The following is a 16,527-nucleotide window of genomic DNA, read 5'->3' as shown; positions in this document are numbered from 1 at the left end:
CGGCCAGAGATGACCGGGAATGAGAATGGAATGAGAGAATGACGCTTCGCAACCGCACCCTCCTCGCAACGGCCTTTCATGCGCCCGAACCATCCGGGATGGAGGTGCTGGAAGAGGTGCTGATCTCGATCGATGCCGAGGGCCGGATCAGCGATGTGCTGAAAAGCGATGCGCCCGGCTATACGGAAAAACGTACCGCTCTGGAGGCGGCCGGCGTGCTAGAAGTCCTGCCCGCAGGAAGCTATCTCTTGCCGGGGCTGGTCGATTGCCATGTGCATGCGCCGCAATATCCGCAGCTCGGCGATGCGCTCGATGTGCCGCTCGAAGTCTGGCTGCAAAAATACACCTTTCCGCTCGAAGCCCGCTATGCGGATCTCGCCTTCGCCCGCGAGACCTATGGAATGCTGGTCGAGGATCTGCTCGCCAACGGCACGACGACAGCGCTCTATTTCGCCACCATCCATCAGGATGCGACGCGTGCGCTTGTCGATATCTGCCTCGAAAAGGGCCAGCGTGCGCTCGTCGGCAAGGTCGCCATGGACCATCCGGAGAATTGCCCGGATTTCTATCGCGATGCCTCGCCGGAAGAGGCGATTGCCGGCACCCGCGCGCTGATCGACTATGTCCGATCGCATCCGCAAAATCGCGAAATCCTCGTGCATCCGGTCATCACGCCGCGTTTCATCCCGGCCTGCACGGATGCGGCGCTGGAAGGGCTTGGCGCGCTGGCGCGGGAATGCGGTTGCCATGTACAGACCCATTGTTCGGAAAGCGACTGGGAACATGGCTATGTTCTCGACCGCCATGGCATGACCGATACCGAAAGTCTCGATCGGTTCGGCCTGATGACGCGGCGGACCATGCTCGCCCATTCCAACCTGCTGACGGCAAGCGACATGGACCGCATTGTCGAACGCGGGGCAGGGGTGGCGCATTGCCCGCTTTCGAACGGTTATTTTGCCGGCGCAGTGTTTCCGCTGCGGGCGGCGCTCGAAAAAGGCATGCATGTGGGGATGGGCACCGACATTTCCGGTGGTCCGAGCGCATCGCTGTTTGAGAATGCGCGCGCTGCGATCCTGGTTTCACGCATGTTTGAGACCGGCGTCGATCCCGATCGCGCGCCGGAAGAGCGTGCCTCGGGCGCAGCCCGCCGGATCGACTTCCGGCAGGCCTTCCATGTCGCCACCGCCGGCGGCGCCAAGGCGCTCGATCTTCCGGTCGGCCAGTTCACGAAAGGCTATCTGTTTGATGCGATTGTCGTCGATACGCGTGCCGAAAAGGGAACGATCCGGCTCTTCGATGACAGGGACGCGGGCGAGACGATCCTGCAGAAGATCGTCTATGGCGCTTCCCGAGCCAATATCGCAGAGGTCTATGTGGGCGGCCAGCAGGTGCGCTAAGCCGCCCGGTCAATCGGGATCAGGAGGCCTTTTCGGCCTCTGCCACCTGTTTCTTGACCTTGATGAAGCTATCGGGCGTCACCGAGATCGTGTCGATGCCGCATTCGACGAGAAAGCGGGCGAATTCCGGATGATCGGACGGCGCCTGGCCGCAAAGGCCGATCTTGGCACCGGCCTTGCCTGCTTCATCGATCACGCGGGCGATCATCCATTTGACGGCCTCGTCCTGTTCGTCGAACAGATCGGACAGTTCGCCGGAATCGCGGTCGACGCCGAGGGTCAACTGCGTCAGGTCGTTCGAACCAATCGAGAAGCCGTCGAAATATTCGGCGAACTTGGCGGCGAGAATGACGTTCGAGGGGATCTCGCACATCACATAGACCTTGAGACCGTTTTCCCCGCGCGTAAGGCCATTTTCCGCCATCACTTCCAGAACCGCCTTGGCTTCGCCGACGGAGCGGCAGAAGGGAATCATCACCACCGCATTGGTGAACCCCATTTCCTCGCGCAGACGCTTGATCGCCCGGCATTCGAGCGCAAAGCCCTCGCGATAGCGCGGCGAATAGTAACGCGAAGCACCGCGGAAACCGATCATCGGGTTCTCTTCGCTGGGTTCGAAATCGGCGCCACCAATGAGCCCGGCATATTCGTTGGTCTTGAAGTCGCTCATGCGGATGATCGCCGGCTTCGGATAGGTCGAGGCGCAGAGGCGGGCGAGCCCGCGCGCCAGCTTGTCGACGAAATAGTCCGGCTTGTTGGCATAACCTGCGGTCAGCGTCTCGATTTCCTGCTTGACGCTCTCGTCCTTCAGGCGGTCGAAATGGATGAGCGCCATCGGATGGATCTGAATCGCATTGTTGATAACGAATTCCATGCGGGTCAGCCCGATACCGTCTGTCGGCAGCCGCCACCAGCGGAAGGCCGCACCCGGATTGGCGAGATTGAGCATCACGCCCGTCTTCGTCGTCGGAAGATTGCTGACATCGACGGTTTCGACGCTGAACTCGGCCGTGCCTTCATAGACCATGCCCTCGTCCCCTTCGGCGCAGGAGACGGTGAGTTCCTGGCCGGTATGGAGAATTTCGGTGGCATTGCCGGTTCCGACGACCGCGGGCAGGCCCAGTTCGCGGCTGACGATGGCGGCATGCGAGGTGCGGCCGCCATGATCGGTGATGATGGCAGCGGCGCGCTTCATGATCGGCACCCAGTCCGGATCGGTGGTCGAGGTCACGAGGATCGAGCCATCGATGAACTGGTCGATATCCTTGGCGCTTTCGATCAGGCAGGCATGGCCGGAGACGACGGCATCGCCGATCGACAGGCCCTTGATGAGCGTCTTGCCCTTGCTGGCAATCGTATAGGAGCGGAATTCCGGCGCCTTGCGCTGGGCCTGGACGGTTTCCGGCCGGGCCTGGACGATATAGAGGCGACCGGTTTCGCCGTCGCGGGCCCATTCCATGTCCATCGGGCAGCCATAGTGCCGTTCGATCGTGGTCGCCCAGCGCGCGAGCACCATGATCTCATCGTCGCTCAGAACAAGGGCAGCGCGTTCCGCCTTCGAGGTCGGCACGTTGCGGGTCGGCGTTTCACCGGAGCCGTAGATCATCTTGATCGCCTTGGCGCCGCGCTTGCGTTCGATGATCGGCTTCAGAGCCGGATTGTCGAGCAGCGGCTTGTAGACCTGATATTCGTCCGGATCGACCGCACCCTGGACCACATTTTCGCCGAGGCCCCAGGCGGCGTTGATCAGCACGATCTTGTCGAAGCCGGTTTCGGTATCGATCGAGAACATAACACCCGAGCCGCCGATATCGGAGCGGACCATCTGCTGCACGCCGATCGAAAGCGCGACCTTCATATGGTCGAAACCGCGCGTCTGGCGGTAGCTGATCGCCCTGTCGGTGAAGAGCGAGGCATAGCAGCGCCGGCAGGCATTGAGGAGATCGTCCTCGCCGCGGATATTGAGGTAGGTTTCCTGCTGGCCGGCAAAGGAGGCATCGGGCAGGTCTTCGGCGGTTGCCGAAGAGCGCACGGCAACCGGGCTGTCCGTCTTGCCCGCACGGCGGGACAGTTCGCGGTAGGCCTCGCGAATTTCGTTCGCGGTTCTTTCAGGCCAGTCGCCACGCAGGATGAGGGTGCGGATCGTCTGCCCCGTTTCGGCAAGGCTCATCTTGCCGCGCTGCCAGTCGCCAACGAGGAGGGAAACCTTTTCCCGCAGGTTGTTGGCGTCGATATAGGTCCAGTAGGCATCCGCCGTAGTGGCGAAGCCCGGCGGCACATCGACGCCCTGGGCGGCCAGATGCTGGATCATTTCGCCAAGCGACGAATTCTTGCCGCCGACACTGGCGACATCGACGCGCTGCAGCGTTTCAAACCAGGCGATATGCGGGATCAACTCGTTCATGCTGGTCTCCTTCCCAATGTTCATCGTTTTGCCGGACCATGCCGGTCCAACTTGGAAGCCATCCTAACGCACGGTTGTGACAGCGCTTTGATATTCGTCAAAGCGGTGCATGTCGCTTCATGTCAACGTGGCTTCAACACCAAGCATTGCGGGAGAGGAATAAACCGATGATTTCGTTTGGACGTCAGGCCGTGGTCGGGCAGATCGGCGCCACGCATATGCGATTTGCGATCATCGATATCGATCAGTTGAAGGTCGATCATTTCGTCAGTTTGCGCAGTGCCGGTTTCGAGACGATCGAGACTGCCATCTCCGCCTATCTCGCTTCGGTGCCGCAGGCGCCGGACCTGATGTGTCTTGCGGTTTCCGGTCCGGTCCGCAATGGCGAGGTGGTGATGACGAACCGCAGTTTCCGGGTTTCGGGAAAAGAGTTATGCGAGACGCTCGGGATGAAAAGGGTTTCCGTCGTCAATGATTTCGAGGCGATCGCGGTTTCCCTGCCGGTCCTGTCCGCCCATGATCTGGACGATATCGGTGGCGGCACGGTCGACATCGATGGAACGAAAATCGTCTCGGGCCCGGGAACCGGGCTTGGTGTGGCGTCACTCGTGCGCATCGACGGTGTGTGGACAGCGCTTCCGAGCGAAGGCGGTCATGTGAGTTTCGCCGCTGAAACCGAAGCGGAATTCTGGCTGCGCAGCAGGGTTGCGGCGCGGATCGGTTATGTGGGGGCAGAGCATCTCCTGTCCGGGCCAGGCATGTCGCTCGTCTATGCCATTCTGGCTCAGGAGGCCGGGCGCCAGCAGGTGGATCTGTCACCGTCGGAGATCATTGCGCTTGCCGATGGCGAGAGCGATCCCGTTGCCTGTCAGGTTCTGGGCTACTTCGTCACCTGGCTCGGTCGTTTCATGGGGGACCTGGCGCTGGCGCACGGGGCAACAGGGGGTGTCTATATCGGAGGGGGCATCGCACCCCATATCCTGCCCTTCCTGCATGACGGTCGTTTCCGCAGCGCCTTCGATGCCAAGGGCGTGATGTCGGACTATGTCCGCAACATTCCCGTCAAGGTCATCAAGGCGCGCGATGCCGGCCTCAAGGGTGCCGCCATGCTGCTGGCCGACCGGCTGTGATACCAAGCTTCAAGCCCGGCCGGGCTCCCAATCGGGCGCGGCCATTTCGAACCCTTCGAAACGGAAGCCGGGCGCGACGGTGCAGGAGACGAGCGTCCAGTCGCCAAGGCTGCGCGCGCTCTGCCATTCGTTCTTGCGCACAAGCCCCTGCGGACGTTCGCCGGCAAGAATGTTTGGTCCGAGGGTGATCGCGCGGCTTTCTATCCCATCATCCGAAAGCCGGAGTTCCAGCGGAGCGCCGGCATGGTAGAGCCACACTTCGACGGCATCGACCCGATGCCAATGCGAACGGTCACCACCTTCGAGCAGGTAATAGATCGCCGTTGAATGCGGACGTCCGTCAACGCCTTCCGGGTCGGCAAAGGTCTGGATGTAATAACCGCCTTCGGGATGGGGCTCGAGCTTGAGGGCGTCGATGATGTCGCGTGCCGTCGTCATGGTCTTCCGATTCCGTTTGTCAGTCTCTTCTTCTAGGACAACGGATGGCTGGCGGGAAGGTGTTTGATGTCAGCCGGACAGAGGTTCAACCCGGCCTTTGGGAACCATCAGCCGCGCGCGACCATGATGATGCCGGCAAGCGAGACGAACAGGCCGATGAACATGAGCGAAGACAGGGGCTCGTTGAAAACGATATAGGCCCAGATCATCGTCACCGGCGGCGAGAGATAGAGAACGGCAGTCACACGCGCAGCCGAGGTCGTCTTGAGCGCCACATAGTAGATGCCCCAGGCAGCGAAGGTAGCGACGAAGACGAGCCAGAGAATGCCTCCGGCAAATTCCAGCGTCAGAACGGGCATCAGACTGCCTTCGCCGAGAGCAAAGAACGCGAAGACCGCGGCTGCTGCCAGGCACTGGATGCTGAGGCTCTGATGTACCGGCATTGCGGAGGCCGAACCGCCACGCTTGAGCATGAGGGTGACGAGCGCCAGCGACAGGGTGCCAAAGAGCGGCAGCCCATAGGCCCATAGGGGTGCTGTGCCCGTCTGCAGCGCCGGGCTTGAGGCAATCAGGACGCCCGCAAACCCGATGATCGAGCCTCGCCACTGGCGTCCGGTCAACGCCTTGCCGAGTACAGGCCAGGAGAGCAACGCGACCGCCAGGGGCAGAAGATCGGTGATCAGCGCGGTCAACCCTGTCGGAACCCCAAGTTCGATCGCCAGCGCATAGCTCGCCAGATAGGTGGCCATCGCGAAGATGCCATAGAGGATCTGGCCGCTCACTGCCCGCCACTGCAGGCGTGGGCCGATGGTGAGGGCGAAAGGCAGCAGGATCAGTCCAGATACCAGGCTGCGCCAGAACAGGATGAGAAAGAGCGGTGCCTGATCGATCGTAAAGCGAATACCGACGAAACCGCCGCTCCAGGCGACGACGAGCAGGATTTCGGCGAGGATGGTGAAGAGAAAGGTTGCGTTGCGGGTGATGGCTGGCTGGTTGGTAATGGTCTCTTTGGCGGCTGTCATAGGCTCTCCAGAATGGAGACGGCAAGCTTGCGGGCCGCGCGCAGGCGTCCGTCATGCCCTTCGAGCCCAGCCCGCGCCATCGCTCCCTCGAGCAGGAAGGAGAGATGTTCGGCAACGGCGCCGATCATCTCCTCGTTGCCGTCGGGACGCATCTCAAAGAGATGGCTTCGCATACGCTCCTCGGCCTCCGTTTTCTGCTGGGCGACAATTTTGCGGGCCGGGTCATCGACCGCCAGTTCGGCTGCCGCATTGAGCAGGCCGCAGCCGCGAAAGCCCCAGTCATAGGCGAGACCGGCATGTTCGATATAGGAATCGAAGACGGCGAGAACCTTGTCATGCGGCGTCTTTGCTGCCGCGACCCGGGCATCGCATCCTTCACGCCAATCCACCACGCGCTTTGTCATATAGGCATTCACCAGTTCCGCCTTCGATGAGAAGTTGTTGTAAAGGCTCATCTTTGCGACGCCAGCATGCGCGGTGATCGCATCGATTCCGGTGGCAACAACGCCATCGCGATAGAAGAGTTCGGCTGCCGCCGCCAGCAATCGATCCTTGGCAGACATGCGTTCGCCCATCGTTTGTCTCCTTTATGTAGACCGATCTACCTATTTCTTGAACCTGTCAAGATCCCTTCTCGCGTGTTCACGGTTAAACAGACGGGCTGGGCTGTCGACACCTGGGAGGCCGAAGACAAAGTTGGATCAGAGAAGGAAGTCGCTTGCGTCGAGAACCTGTTTGCCGCTCAACACGATCTTCATGTCGGCCGCACCGTTACCATCGCTGTCGATTTCGATGATCGTATCGTTCTTCGACCAGAACCAGCGGATCTCGGGAGCCGTACCGGAAAAAACCCCGTTGCGCTCCTCGATGAAGTGAAGGTCGGTCGCCATTCCGGCGAGATGGATCCGGTCGCCGCCAATACCGAAATCCTCGATCCGGTCGGGGTTGGCGACGGATGAATCTGTCAGTCGCGAGAAAACGAACAGGTCTGCGCTGGTGCCGCCGTTCAGGAAATCGGCGGCGCCCGATCCAATCAGCGTATCCTTCCCAGTGCCTCCGGAGAGGCGGTTGACGTTGGCATCGCCGATCAGCAAATCGGCATCATTGCCGGTATGGTCGTATCCGGTGGCATCGCCCTCAAGATCGGCGATACCGTTTCCGGCAACCTGCATATCCTCGACTGCGCGATTGACCGGCAACTGGAATTTCTTCAGCACGACCCTGGCTGCGGCATTGATCTCGCCCGCCAGATCGGAAATGTCGACGCCCTTGATTTCGCCAGCCCGGACAGGGTCGTAGCTATCTTCGTACCAGGCGATCCGGTCGTGATGCGCCGCGATCATGCGGCCGATCTCGGTCGCTTCGGCAAAGCTCGGACGGTTGTCGGCATCGTAGAGCGAAAAGACCTCCGCCTCGACATAGCGGCGATTGGCAATGGCGCCCTTGACGCTGTCGGGCAGCGACGAGGAGAGCGAATTATAGCGGATCTCATACCAGGCTTCGGCGCGATTGCCGGTCTCGATCGCCGCCTTCAGTTTGGGGCCCAGCATGGATGGCGCATTCCAGGCGAGCGAGAACAAAGCTTCGCGTTCCGATGATTCCGGAATGCCGGACAGCCAGTTGTCGATGATACCGTCATAGGTCGATGCCATGTTGTTCAGCACCTTGGTGACCTGGGCATCGGACTGGAAGGAGAAGGTCTCAGGCACATTGGCATTGCGACTGTCATGCCAGGATTTCATGACCGCGTTGAGAGCGGTGATGAGGCTGGAGTTCATATAGGGCACATAGCTCTCGTCGATGACCGCATCGAGCCGCGCATTGAGCGTATCGCTCCAGTTGCTGTTGCCGATCATGGCCCTGAGGACCGGTTCGAGATTGTAACGCAGATTAAAGCCGATGCCGATGGTTGGAACGCCGACCGAGTCGACATAGGGCGTCTTGACCACGCCCTCGAGCAGCGTCAGCGTCTCGTAACGTGCCGTCAGATAGGCCTTGTGGCTGTCAGGTTTTGTCCAGTCGAGCATCTTTTTCCATCTCGTGAGACGCTCAGCCTAAACCGATTGCGTAAACAGCCGGTTGGCGAGGATGCTTAAAACGAGAGAGACATGCATTGCAAAGCAAGGACCCAAACAGCCGCGAAAGGGCAATATCGTTGCTTTTTGCTTGTCGGTCACATTGTTTCCGGTATTGAGCTTATAGGCTTCGCCTCCATATTCCGACCCGAATCCGCCGACTCCAAGAAGGTTCAAAATTGACTGCCATTGCTTCTCTTTCGCGGTTTTTCGCCCACCTGTTTCTGGTTGCCGCTCTTTTTGCAACCGCACCGGCCGCGTCCGGCCAGGAGACCCTGACGGCGCCGGCGGTCGAAGACAATTCGCGCAACGCCATCATAGCCGCGGTCGAAAAGCTGCAGGAAGAAGTGAAGGCCATTCTCGCGCAGGCCGCCAACACGCTGACGGAGCTTGAGAAGAAGGTTCAGGAGGCAGCCGAGGCGGACAATACGCTGGCCGAACTCAAGCTCAAGGTTGAGAGTGTCAACAGTGACATCCTCTCGGCGATGGCCGATCTCGAAAAGCGTTACAATCTCGTCTCCAAGCGGCTTGAGGAACTTGGTGCGGCTGCACCGGAAGGGCAAGAGGAAGATCCCGGCGTCGCGGCCGATCGCAAGCGTCTTCAGGGCGAGAAGGCGCAGATGAACACAATTCTCGCCGATGCCGATGTGGTGAAGGGGGAAGCTGGTCGCATCGCCACCGAGATTTCCGACCGCCGGCGGCAACTCTTTGCCGAGATGCTGTTTCGACAGACGCCGATCACACCGGATGTGGTGACCAATGCCTGGACGGCGGCCCAGACCGAGACATCCGAACTGTTGATGAAGTCGAAGAGTGCGCTTGAATTCATGTGGAATTTCAAGCGCGGTGCGCTTGCGATCGCTATCGTTCTGTCTCTGCTCGCGGCGCTCGTTTTCGTGATGCCGGTTCAGATGCTGTTTGGTCCCTATGTGCGTCGGGGCTCGGAAATTCCCAATCCCACCTACCTCAAGCGATTGTCGTTAGCGTTCCTGTCGACGCTTGTGCCGGCGGCAGCGGTCACGGCGTTCATTTTCACCAGCATGGTGATCATCGTCTATCAAAGCGTCGTGCGGATCGATCTGATCCAGATTGTGGTGTCCTTTCTGTGGATGCTTGCCGGCGTCTATTTCGTCTATAAGCTGGCCCGCGCCATCTTCGCACCGACCAAACCGCAATGGCGCCTCGTCACCGTTTCGGATCGCGGTGCGCGGCTTCTCGTCTGGTATGCCGTGGTTCTGGCGCTGATTAACGGCATGTCCTATGTGTTCGGTGCGACCAATCAGGCACTCGACGCGCCTGTCGTGTTGACGGTTGCAAAAGGGTTCGTTTCGACAATCCTGATCGGTTTCGTGCTGATCCTGTTGTCTTTCGTGCGGCCGATGCAGGCGAAAGAACTGGGTGAGGGCGATGGCTCCTGGCCGGCCGTCATCCGGGTCGGGCTGGTCCTGACCGGGCTTGGCCTGATCGTGACCGCACTTGCCGGCTATATCGGTCTTGCGCAGTTCGTAGCGACCCAGATCATCGTCACCGGTGCGATTGCGGTCACGATGTATATCGGCTTTCTTTCGGGGCATGCCCTGTCGAGCAAGGACGCGTTTGCGGAAACAGCGCTTGGAAAATTCCTCGCGCGTCGCTATGGCTTGAGTGCGGTCCGGCTTGACCAGATTGGTCTGGTGTCGGGGCTGTTGACCTATCTGGCGGTGATCTTCTTCGGCCTGCCGCTCATCCTGCTCGAATGGGGTTTCCGTTTTTCCGACATCTGGAGCATCTTCGTGCAGATGTTCACCGAAATCCGGATCGGTTCGATCTCGATTTCGCTGGTGGGGATTTTCGCCGGTATCCTGATGTTCCTGGTCGGTCTGGTGGCGACGCGCTGGCTGCAGCGCTGGCTTGACGGCAATGTTCTGGCCCGTTCCGAAGTCGATTCCGGCGTGCGCAATTCGGTCAATACCGCGTTTGGCTATCTGGGCGTTGCGCTTGCCGGCGTGCTCGGCATTTCGGCGGCGGGCATCGACCTCTCCAACCTGGCGCTTGTCGCCGGTGCGCTTTCTCTCGGCATCGGCTTCGGCATGCAGACGATCGTATCGAACTTCGTCTCGGGGCTCATTCTGCTTGCCGAGCGGCCATTCAAGGTGGGCGACTGGGTAGTCACCGGTACGGTCGAAGGGTTCGTGCGGCGTATCTCGGTGCGTGCGACCGAAATCGAAACTTTCCAGAACCAGTCGATCATCGTGCCCAATGCGCAGCTGATCAATGCGTCCGTCGGCAACTGGACCCATCGCAACAAGCTGGGCCGCGTCGAAATCCCGATCGGAGTTTCCTACGATAGCGATCCGCGGCATGTGATGGATATTCTGCTCGAAATCGCCAATGCGCATCCGCGCGTGATGACGGCTCCAGAGCCTTCAGTCGCCTTTCTCCGCTTCGGAGATTCCTCGCTCGATTTCGAACTGCGTTTCTATATCGCCGACATTCTTGCCGGGCTTGGTATCCGAAACGATATCCGCATTGCAATCTTCGAGCGGTTCAAGGCGGAAGGAATTTCCATTCCCTTCCTCCAGCGCGATCTCAATGTGCATTTTACCGATGGTGCGCCGGCTCTCCGGCAAGCTCTTGAAGAGCAGGGCATTTCGCTTGCGCATGGAAAGATGAAGGAGCAACGCGATCAACGCCGTAAGGCGATGGAAACCTCGGTCCGCGATATGGATGCGCTGGATGACGATCAGCACAGCCATGCCCGCGAACCGGACGAGGCCGACGATGACGATAATCGCGGGTGAAGTAATCTGGGCGGATCGGGCTGGAATTTCCGGATTTTATCCGATCTGCTTTGATCGATACTAGAAATCGAACGTTTAAAATAGTTGAAGAGTTTAACGAAGTTTCAAGAAGCCATCGCTAACCATTTCAGTGGGACAACTGCAGCTGAAAAAGGTTCATCATGGATTTCTTGGGTGTATCCGGAATGCATTATTCCGGGGAATCGTTGAAGGGTAACCGAATTCTCGTCGCCGAGGATTCGAATGTCTTCACTTCCATGATCAAGCAGCGGTTCAAGGAATTGCTGGAGATCGATGTCGAGATCTGCCGCAATTTCGAAGAATTGCAACTCGCCAACGAGAAATCCGACGAGCCGATCCGCCTTGCGGTTTCGAACATGAACCTGCCGGGCGCCGAAAAGGGCGAGGCTCTCAACTATCTGGTGGATGTTGCCATCCCCACGATCGTGTTCACCGGCACGCTGCAGGATCATGCGCGCGACAATCTGCTGTCGCGGGAAATCGTCGATTACATCATCAAGGACAGTGTTTTTGCTGTCGATATGCTGACCGAGGCAGTCTGCCGCTTTCTGACCAATCACCTACACCATGTGCTGATCGTCGATGACAGCCAGACCGCGCGGGCGCTGCTCACGACCCGGCTGAAGCGCTACAACTTCCGGGTCAGCGCCGCCGACAGCGGTCAGAAGGCGATGGAGATCCTGAAGGCCAATCGCGATATTTCGCTGATCATCACCGACTACAATATGCCCGATATCGACGGTTTCGAACTGACGCGGCGCATTCGCGCCCATATCGGTTCGCATGAGTTGCGCATCATCGGCGTGTCGTCATCGACCGATCGGCTGTTGTCGGCGCGTTTCCTGAAAGCCGGCGGTAACGACTTCATGCTGCGGCCCTTCATCGACGAAGAATTCTATTGCCGCGTCAACCAGAACCTCGATACCTTGACGCAGATGCGCCTGCTGATGGAGCGCAAGAAGCGCGCCTGATCGTTCAGAAACAAAGACGCTCCTCCAGCAAATGCTGGAGGGTTAGTGGTTTGTAATATGCAATTTTCAAGATAGTTGCTATGTTTCCTTAAGTCTTTCGTAAGGGCGATAATTATAGCCTGCAACAAATAAAAGAGATCATTTCAGATCCTCAAGAACCGGTTGCTTTGTGAAGCCGCCGGTCATTCATTTATGTGCATAACGAAATGCGGCAATCCGAAGGGATTTGGAGTGGGAATCCGCAAGACCGTGGCTGTAACAGATCGACAGGCAGATTATGCAGGATTTCGCGTTCTTCTGGTTGAAGACACGCGCCTCTATACGGTTGCGATCACACGCCATCTTCAGGAAACCTTCGGAATCATCGTCACCCACTGCGCCAGTTATCGTGATGCGAGCATCGAGCTTTCTTCGCGTGGTGCCGATTATCATCTGGTCGTGCTGGATCTCTGTCAGGCAGATGCGCCGAATGGCGAGACGCTGGAACTTGTTTTGGACCATGGTCTGCCCGCGATCGTGTTTTCCGCGTTGAACGGGCGTGGTCGACAATCTCTGACGCCGGAAAGAGGCATTGTCGAACGCATCGATAAAAGCAGCGCTTTTGCCATGACGGCCTTGTCCAGTGCCGTCGAGCAAGTCCTGCAGGCGCAATCAACCACTGTCCTGGTCTGCGATCCCGACAGAGAGGGCGCGCCCATCGTCTCGCGTGCCCTGTCTGGTGCCGGAATGCGCGTTTGCCGGGTCTGTTCCGACGATGAGGCTTTTTCCATTCTCGATGCCAATCGAAACATCGAACTTGTTCTGATGCGCGGCGATCTCGCTGCGGTGAACCGGTTCGCGTTTCTCGAAATGCTGCGGCTGCGGTATGGCGAAAACGTCATTCGCGTCATCGGTTACTCTGAAGACAGCCGGCCAGACGATGTTGCGATGTTCCTCAAGGCGGGTGGCGATGATTTCGTCCATATTCCCGTGAGTGATGCCGATCTTCTGGAGCGGGTGAACTATACTTTGCGCATCCATCGGGAAATCCAGAAGTTACAGCGCATGGCGTCCCGTGACTATCTGACCGATCTCCTGAACCGGCGCTATTTCTTCGAGCGCGGGCCGAAACAGGTCGAAATCTGCCTGAGGCAGCATCTGCCGGTATCGGCAGCGCTTCTCGATATTGACCATTTCAAGCGGCTCAACGACACCTATGGTCACGAGATCGGCGATCTTGTCCTGAAGGCCGTGTCCAGCAAGCTTGCTGCGTTGGTCGATGACAAGCGCCATCTGCTGGCGAGACTTGGTGGCGAGGAGTTCGGCATCCTTTTCCAGGGGATCGAGATCGGCGACGCTTACGATTATTGCGAACGGATCCGCAAAGCGATCTCTGAAATCCGTATCGTCGTCGATGACGAGGAGATTTCTGTCACGATCTCGATGGGGCTTGCGGCGATCTCGGATTCCGAGACGTTCGACAATTATCTCAACGCGGCCGACCAGTATCTCTATCTGGCCAAGCATTCAGGACGGAACCGCGTCTTCTCCGATTACCAGGTGGCGAAGATCAGCATCTCGTCCTGATCGGCGTCACATCACCGCGCCATTGACGGAAGGCGTGGTTGCCAGTTGCTTGCGATCGGCCCGTTCCTGTTGCGGCGAGCGGCCATAGAGTTCGCGGTAGCATTTCGAAAAATGCGAGGCGGAAACGAAGCCGCAGGCGACGGCGACTTCCACCACCGGCATCGACGATTGCACCAGCAGATGGCGGGCACGATCCAGACGGATCTCGAGATAGTAGCGGGCAGGGGAGCGACCCATTTCCTGGCGGAACAGGCGTTCGATCTGGCGCCGCGACAGGCCAGCCTTGTCGGCGATATCGACCAGCGACAGCGGTTCGGCAAGGTTGTTCTCCATGATCTCGATGATCGAGAGGACCTTGGAGTTCTGCACGCCGAGACGCGCACGCAGAGGCAGACGCTGACGATCGCTGGCGGAACGGACGCGGTCGGTCAGATGCTGTTCGCAGACACGGTTGACAAGGTTTTCGCCGAAATCCTGGCGAATGAAGTGAAGGACCATGTCAAGCGAGGCGGTGCCGCCGGCGCAGGTATAGATATTGCCGTCGATTTCGAACAGATCGGCATGGACATCGGCCTGCGGGAAGGCTTCGGCAAAGCCGGGCAGGTTCTCCCAGTGAATGGCGCAGCGCTTGCCGTTGAGGAGACCGGCCTGGGCGAGCACATGAGCGCCGGTGCAAAGGCTGCCGACGGCAATGCCGCGATTATAGACTTCGCGCAGATAGGCGTTCACTGACTTGTTGCGGAAATCCTCGACATAGATGCCCGAGCAGATCAGCACCATGTTGGGTCGCGCTTCACCTGTCAGATTGCGCCGTTCGTCTGCCAGCGACGTCTTGGCTTCCAGTCCGATGCCGGACGAGGAATAGACTTTCTGGCCATCGACCGAACAGAGGCGCCATTGATAGGCTTCATGGCCCAGCATGCGGTTGGCGATGCGCAGCGTCTCCACAGCAGCCGAGAAGGGCAGCATGGTGAAGTTGGGCACCAGAAAGAACACGATGGTTCGCTTGGCAACCGGCTTCTTGTTCAAGGCATAGGCTTCTGGACGCATGGTTTCGCTCGATAATGTCGCTGAGACACAAAGTTGTCGATATGCGTCAGAATAATGCTGCGCATGAGCGACATTTACAATGCTGAATGCGCCATCATTGCGACAAAAGCGAAATTTTCTGGTCTGGATGAGGAGAGAGGCGTGTCGAAGACTGGGAGGGAGGAGTGTCGCGACGGGGATGGCGACTGGTCAGAAAGAGACAGAACGGCATTGCGCTTCGCTTGTCGGGGCAAGCGAAGCGCTTCATGGGCAGGCGATGCGCCTATAGAAGGCTTTGTCGCATTCGGGCATGCGGCGGATCGCGTCACAATCAGCCTTCATTCACATGCTCCGCACCGGGAAACCCAAGATCCTTCATCGCGCCTGCGGGAATGCTGTCGTAGGTGGAGAGGATCCGGTGTTCGTGGATGCGCTGTCTGCTCCAGTCGGCAAGTGCACGGATCGCGGCCGGCAATGCGCGCCATGCGGATCCGGACGATGTGGTTTGGGTGCTGTGATCAAAACTCAAGGCGGCCATGACTTTTCCTTTCGTGGTTGGCATCTGGAATATGGGGCCGAATGACCCATAAGACAAACGAATAGAATTCATGTCTGATATAAGAATATTTGACGTTACGGTTTGCAGCTTCGGATCCAGCCCTTCCTTGACGTGCCGTTCTTCTCCGCCGATTTCTTGACCTTCGTCCGTTTTCGTGGTTCAATCAAACGCAAAGAATTCCTTGTTTGGCTCAAAAAATCTGAAAGATGCCGCCATGAACATTCAGGCTCAATCCCTGCCGCTGCTGGAACTCGATGTGCTGCGGACGTTCGTCGCCATCGCCGAGACAGGCAATTTCACCACGGCCGCCGAGGTCGTGTTTCGCACGCCGTCGGCCGTATCGATGCAGATCAAGAAGCTCGAGGAAATGCTGGGCGTCAGCCTTTTTCGCCGCGATGCCCGCTCGGTATCGATGACCCATCATGGCGAAATGCTGCTCGGTTATGCCAAGCGCATGCTGCAGCTCAACAACGATACGGTCTGTCGTTTCATGGTTCCGGACATGAACGGCATCGTGCGGCTGGGCGCGCCGGACGATATTGGCGAACTCATGCTGCCCGGCATGCTCAAGCACCTGTCCGAGACCTGGCCGCAGCTCGCCATTGATGTTACGATCGACCAGTCGACCAATCTCCGCCGCGCCGTCGATGAAAAGAGGCTCGATCTCACGCTCTTCAATTTCCTGGATGGTGTTCGTGGAGATCAGGCAGAGATCGTCATGACCGAGAAGCTGGTCTGGGCCGGGCGCCGTCATGGCCAGGCCCATCTCAAGGATCCCTTGCCGATTTCGGTCTGGAACGATGGCTGCATCTGGCGCAAGCGCGCGCTCGAAGAGTTGACGAAGTCACAGAAACAGTTCCGCATCGCCTATTATTGCGGCAACCATATGGGACAGATTGCCGCCATCCGGGCCGATATTGCGGTTGCGCCGCTCGCGAGCTTCCTCTTGCAGGATGACATGGTTGCGCTCGACGAGCGTCATGGCCTGCCCGATCTCGGAACCTACGAGATCGGACTGGCAGTGCGGGACGGTGCGCCGCAGCCGGTCAAGGCGGTGGCGGACTATGTTCGCAGCGTGCTCGGCAGCCGTAGCTTTACGCCGGTGGCCGCCGAGGCTGCATGAGCGGGCGAG

The 16,527-nt window shown here is 58.8% G+C and carries 13 protein-coding genes; 6 read left to right on the top strand and 7 right to left on the bottom strand.

The annotated features are described in order from the left end of the window. The first annotated feature begins 38 nt into the window (after positions 1 to 38). Positions 39 to 1,400, top strand: coding sequence for a guanine deaminase (guaD, locus tag Q4481_RS05195; protein ID WP_304375257.1), 1,362 nt, complete (start codon positions 39 to 41; stop codon positions 1,398 to 1,400). A gap of 19 nt (positions 1,401 to 1,419) precedes the next feature. Here guaD and ppsA read toward each other — a convergent pair whose 3' ends face one another. After that, on the bottom strand, positions 1,420 to 3,804 hold the full coding sequence (ppsA, locus tag Q4481_RS05190) for a phosphoenolpyruvate synthase (protein WP_304375256.1): 2,385 nt from the start codon (positions 3,802 to 3,804) through the stop codon (positions 1,420 to 1,422). 167 nt (positions 3,805 to 3,971) lie between these two features. On the opposite strand from ppsA, the gene glk reads away from it, so the two are divergent. Then, positions 3,972 to 4,934, top strand: coding sequence for a glucokinase (glk, locus tag Q4481_RS05185; protein ID WP_304375255.1), 963 nt, complete (start codon positions 3,972 to 3,974; stop codon positions 4,932 to 4,934). Positions 4,935 to 4,943: 9 nt separating this feature from the next. Here glk and Q4481_RS05180 read toward each other — a convergent pair whose 3' ends face one another. The 4 genes from Q4481_RS05180 to Q4481_RS05165 form a co-directional block, all read right to left on the bottom strand. Then, positions 4,944 to 5,372, bottom strand: coding sequence for a cupin domain-containing protein (locus Q4481_RS05180; protein WP_304375254.1), 429 nt, complete (start codon positions 5,370 to 5,372; stop codon positions 4,944 to 4,946). 107 nt (positions 5,373 to 5,479) lie between these two features. Then, a complete protein-coding gene (locus Q4481_RS05175; RefSeq protein ID WP_377352946.1) occupies positions 5,480 to 6,394 on the bottom strand; it encodes a DMT family transporter in 915 nt (304 codons plus the stop codon). Further along, positions 6,391 to 6,969: a TetR/AcrR family transcriptional regulator gene (locus tag Q4481_RS05170; RefSeq protein WP_304375253.1), complete on the bottom strand. Its 579-nt coding sequence runs from the start codon at positions 6,967 to 6,969 to the stop codon at positions 6,391 to 6,393. Before Q4481_RS05170 ends, Q4481_RS05175 begins: the two co-directional genes overlap by 4 nt. Positions 6,970 to 7,095: 126 nt before the next feature. Continuing rightward, the gene (locus Q4481_RS05165) at positions 7,096 to 8,421 is read right to left on the bottom strand and encodes a M10 family metallopeptidase C-terminal domain-containing protein (RefSeq protein ID WP_304375252.1); all 1,326 of its coding nucleotides are present in this window, start codon (positions 8,419 to 8,421) and stop codon (positions 7,096 to 7,098) included. A 227-nt stretch (positions 8,422 to 8,648) separates the two neighbouring features. On the opposite strand from Q4481_RS05165, the gene Q4481_RS05160 reads away from it, so the two are divergent. The 3 genes from Q4481_RS05160 to Q4481_RS05150 all read left to right on the top strand — a co-directional run bounded on the left by Q4481_RS05160 (position 8,649) and on the right by Q4481_RS05150 (position 13,807). Further along, a complete protein-coding gene (locus Q4481_RS05160; RefSeq protein ID WP_304375251.1) occupies positions 8,649 to 11,249 on the top strand; it encodes a mechanosensitive ion channel domain-containing protein in 2,601 nt (866 codons plus the stop codon). 161 nt (positions 11,250 to 11,410) lie between these two features. Further along, a complete protein-coding gene (locus tag Q4481_RS05155; RefSeq protein ID WP_304375250.1) occupies positions 11,411 to 12,241 on the top strand; it encodes a response regulator in 831 nt (276 codons plus the stop codon). A gap of 231 nt (positions 12,242 to 12,472) precedes the next feature. Next, complete coding sequence (locus tag Q4481_RS05150; protein ID WP_304375249.1) at positions 12,473 to 13,807, top strand: GGDEF domain-containing response regulator; 1,335 nt, start codon at positions 12,473 to 12,475, stop codon at positions 13,805 to 13,807. 6 nt (positions 13,808 to 13,813) lie between these two features. Here the strand turns inward: Q4481_RS05150 and Q4481_RS05145 are convergent, their stop codons facing one another. Continuing rightward, positions 13,814 to 14,857, bottom strand: a complete 1,044-nt coding sequence (locus Q4481_RS05145; protein ID WP_377352943.1) for a GlxA family transcriptional regulator — start codon at positions 14,855 to 14,857, stop codon at positions 13,814 to 13,816. A gap of 310 nt (positions 14,858 to 15,167) precedes the next feature. After that, entirely contained in the window at positions 15,168 to 15,374 is a 207-nt protein-coding gene (locus Q4481_RS05140) for a hypothetical protein (protein ID WP_304375248.1), read from the bottom strand. Between the two features lie 235 nt (positions 15,375 to 15,609). On the opposite strand from Q4481_RS05140, the gene Q4481_RS05135 reads away from it, so the two are divergent. Then, on the top strand, positions 15,610 to 16,518 hold the full coding sequence (locus Q4481_RS05135; RefSeq protein ID WP_304375247.1) for a LysR family transcriptional regulator: 909 nt from the start codon (positions 15,610 to 15,612) through the stop codon (positions 16,516 to 16,518). Positions 16,519 to 16,527 lie beyond the last annotated feature (9 nt).

It is taken from the genome of Fluviirhizobium alvei (genome assembly GCF_030551875.1).
GTDB lineage: Bacteria > Pseudomonadota > Alphaproteobacteria > Rhizobiales > Rhizobiaceae > Rhizobium_E > Rhizobium_E alvei.
This window is presented reverse-complemented; position numbering and strand designations above follow the sequence as displayed.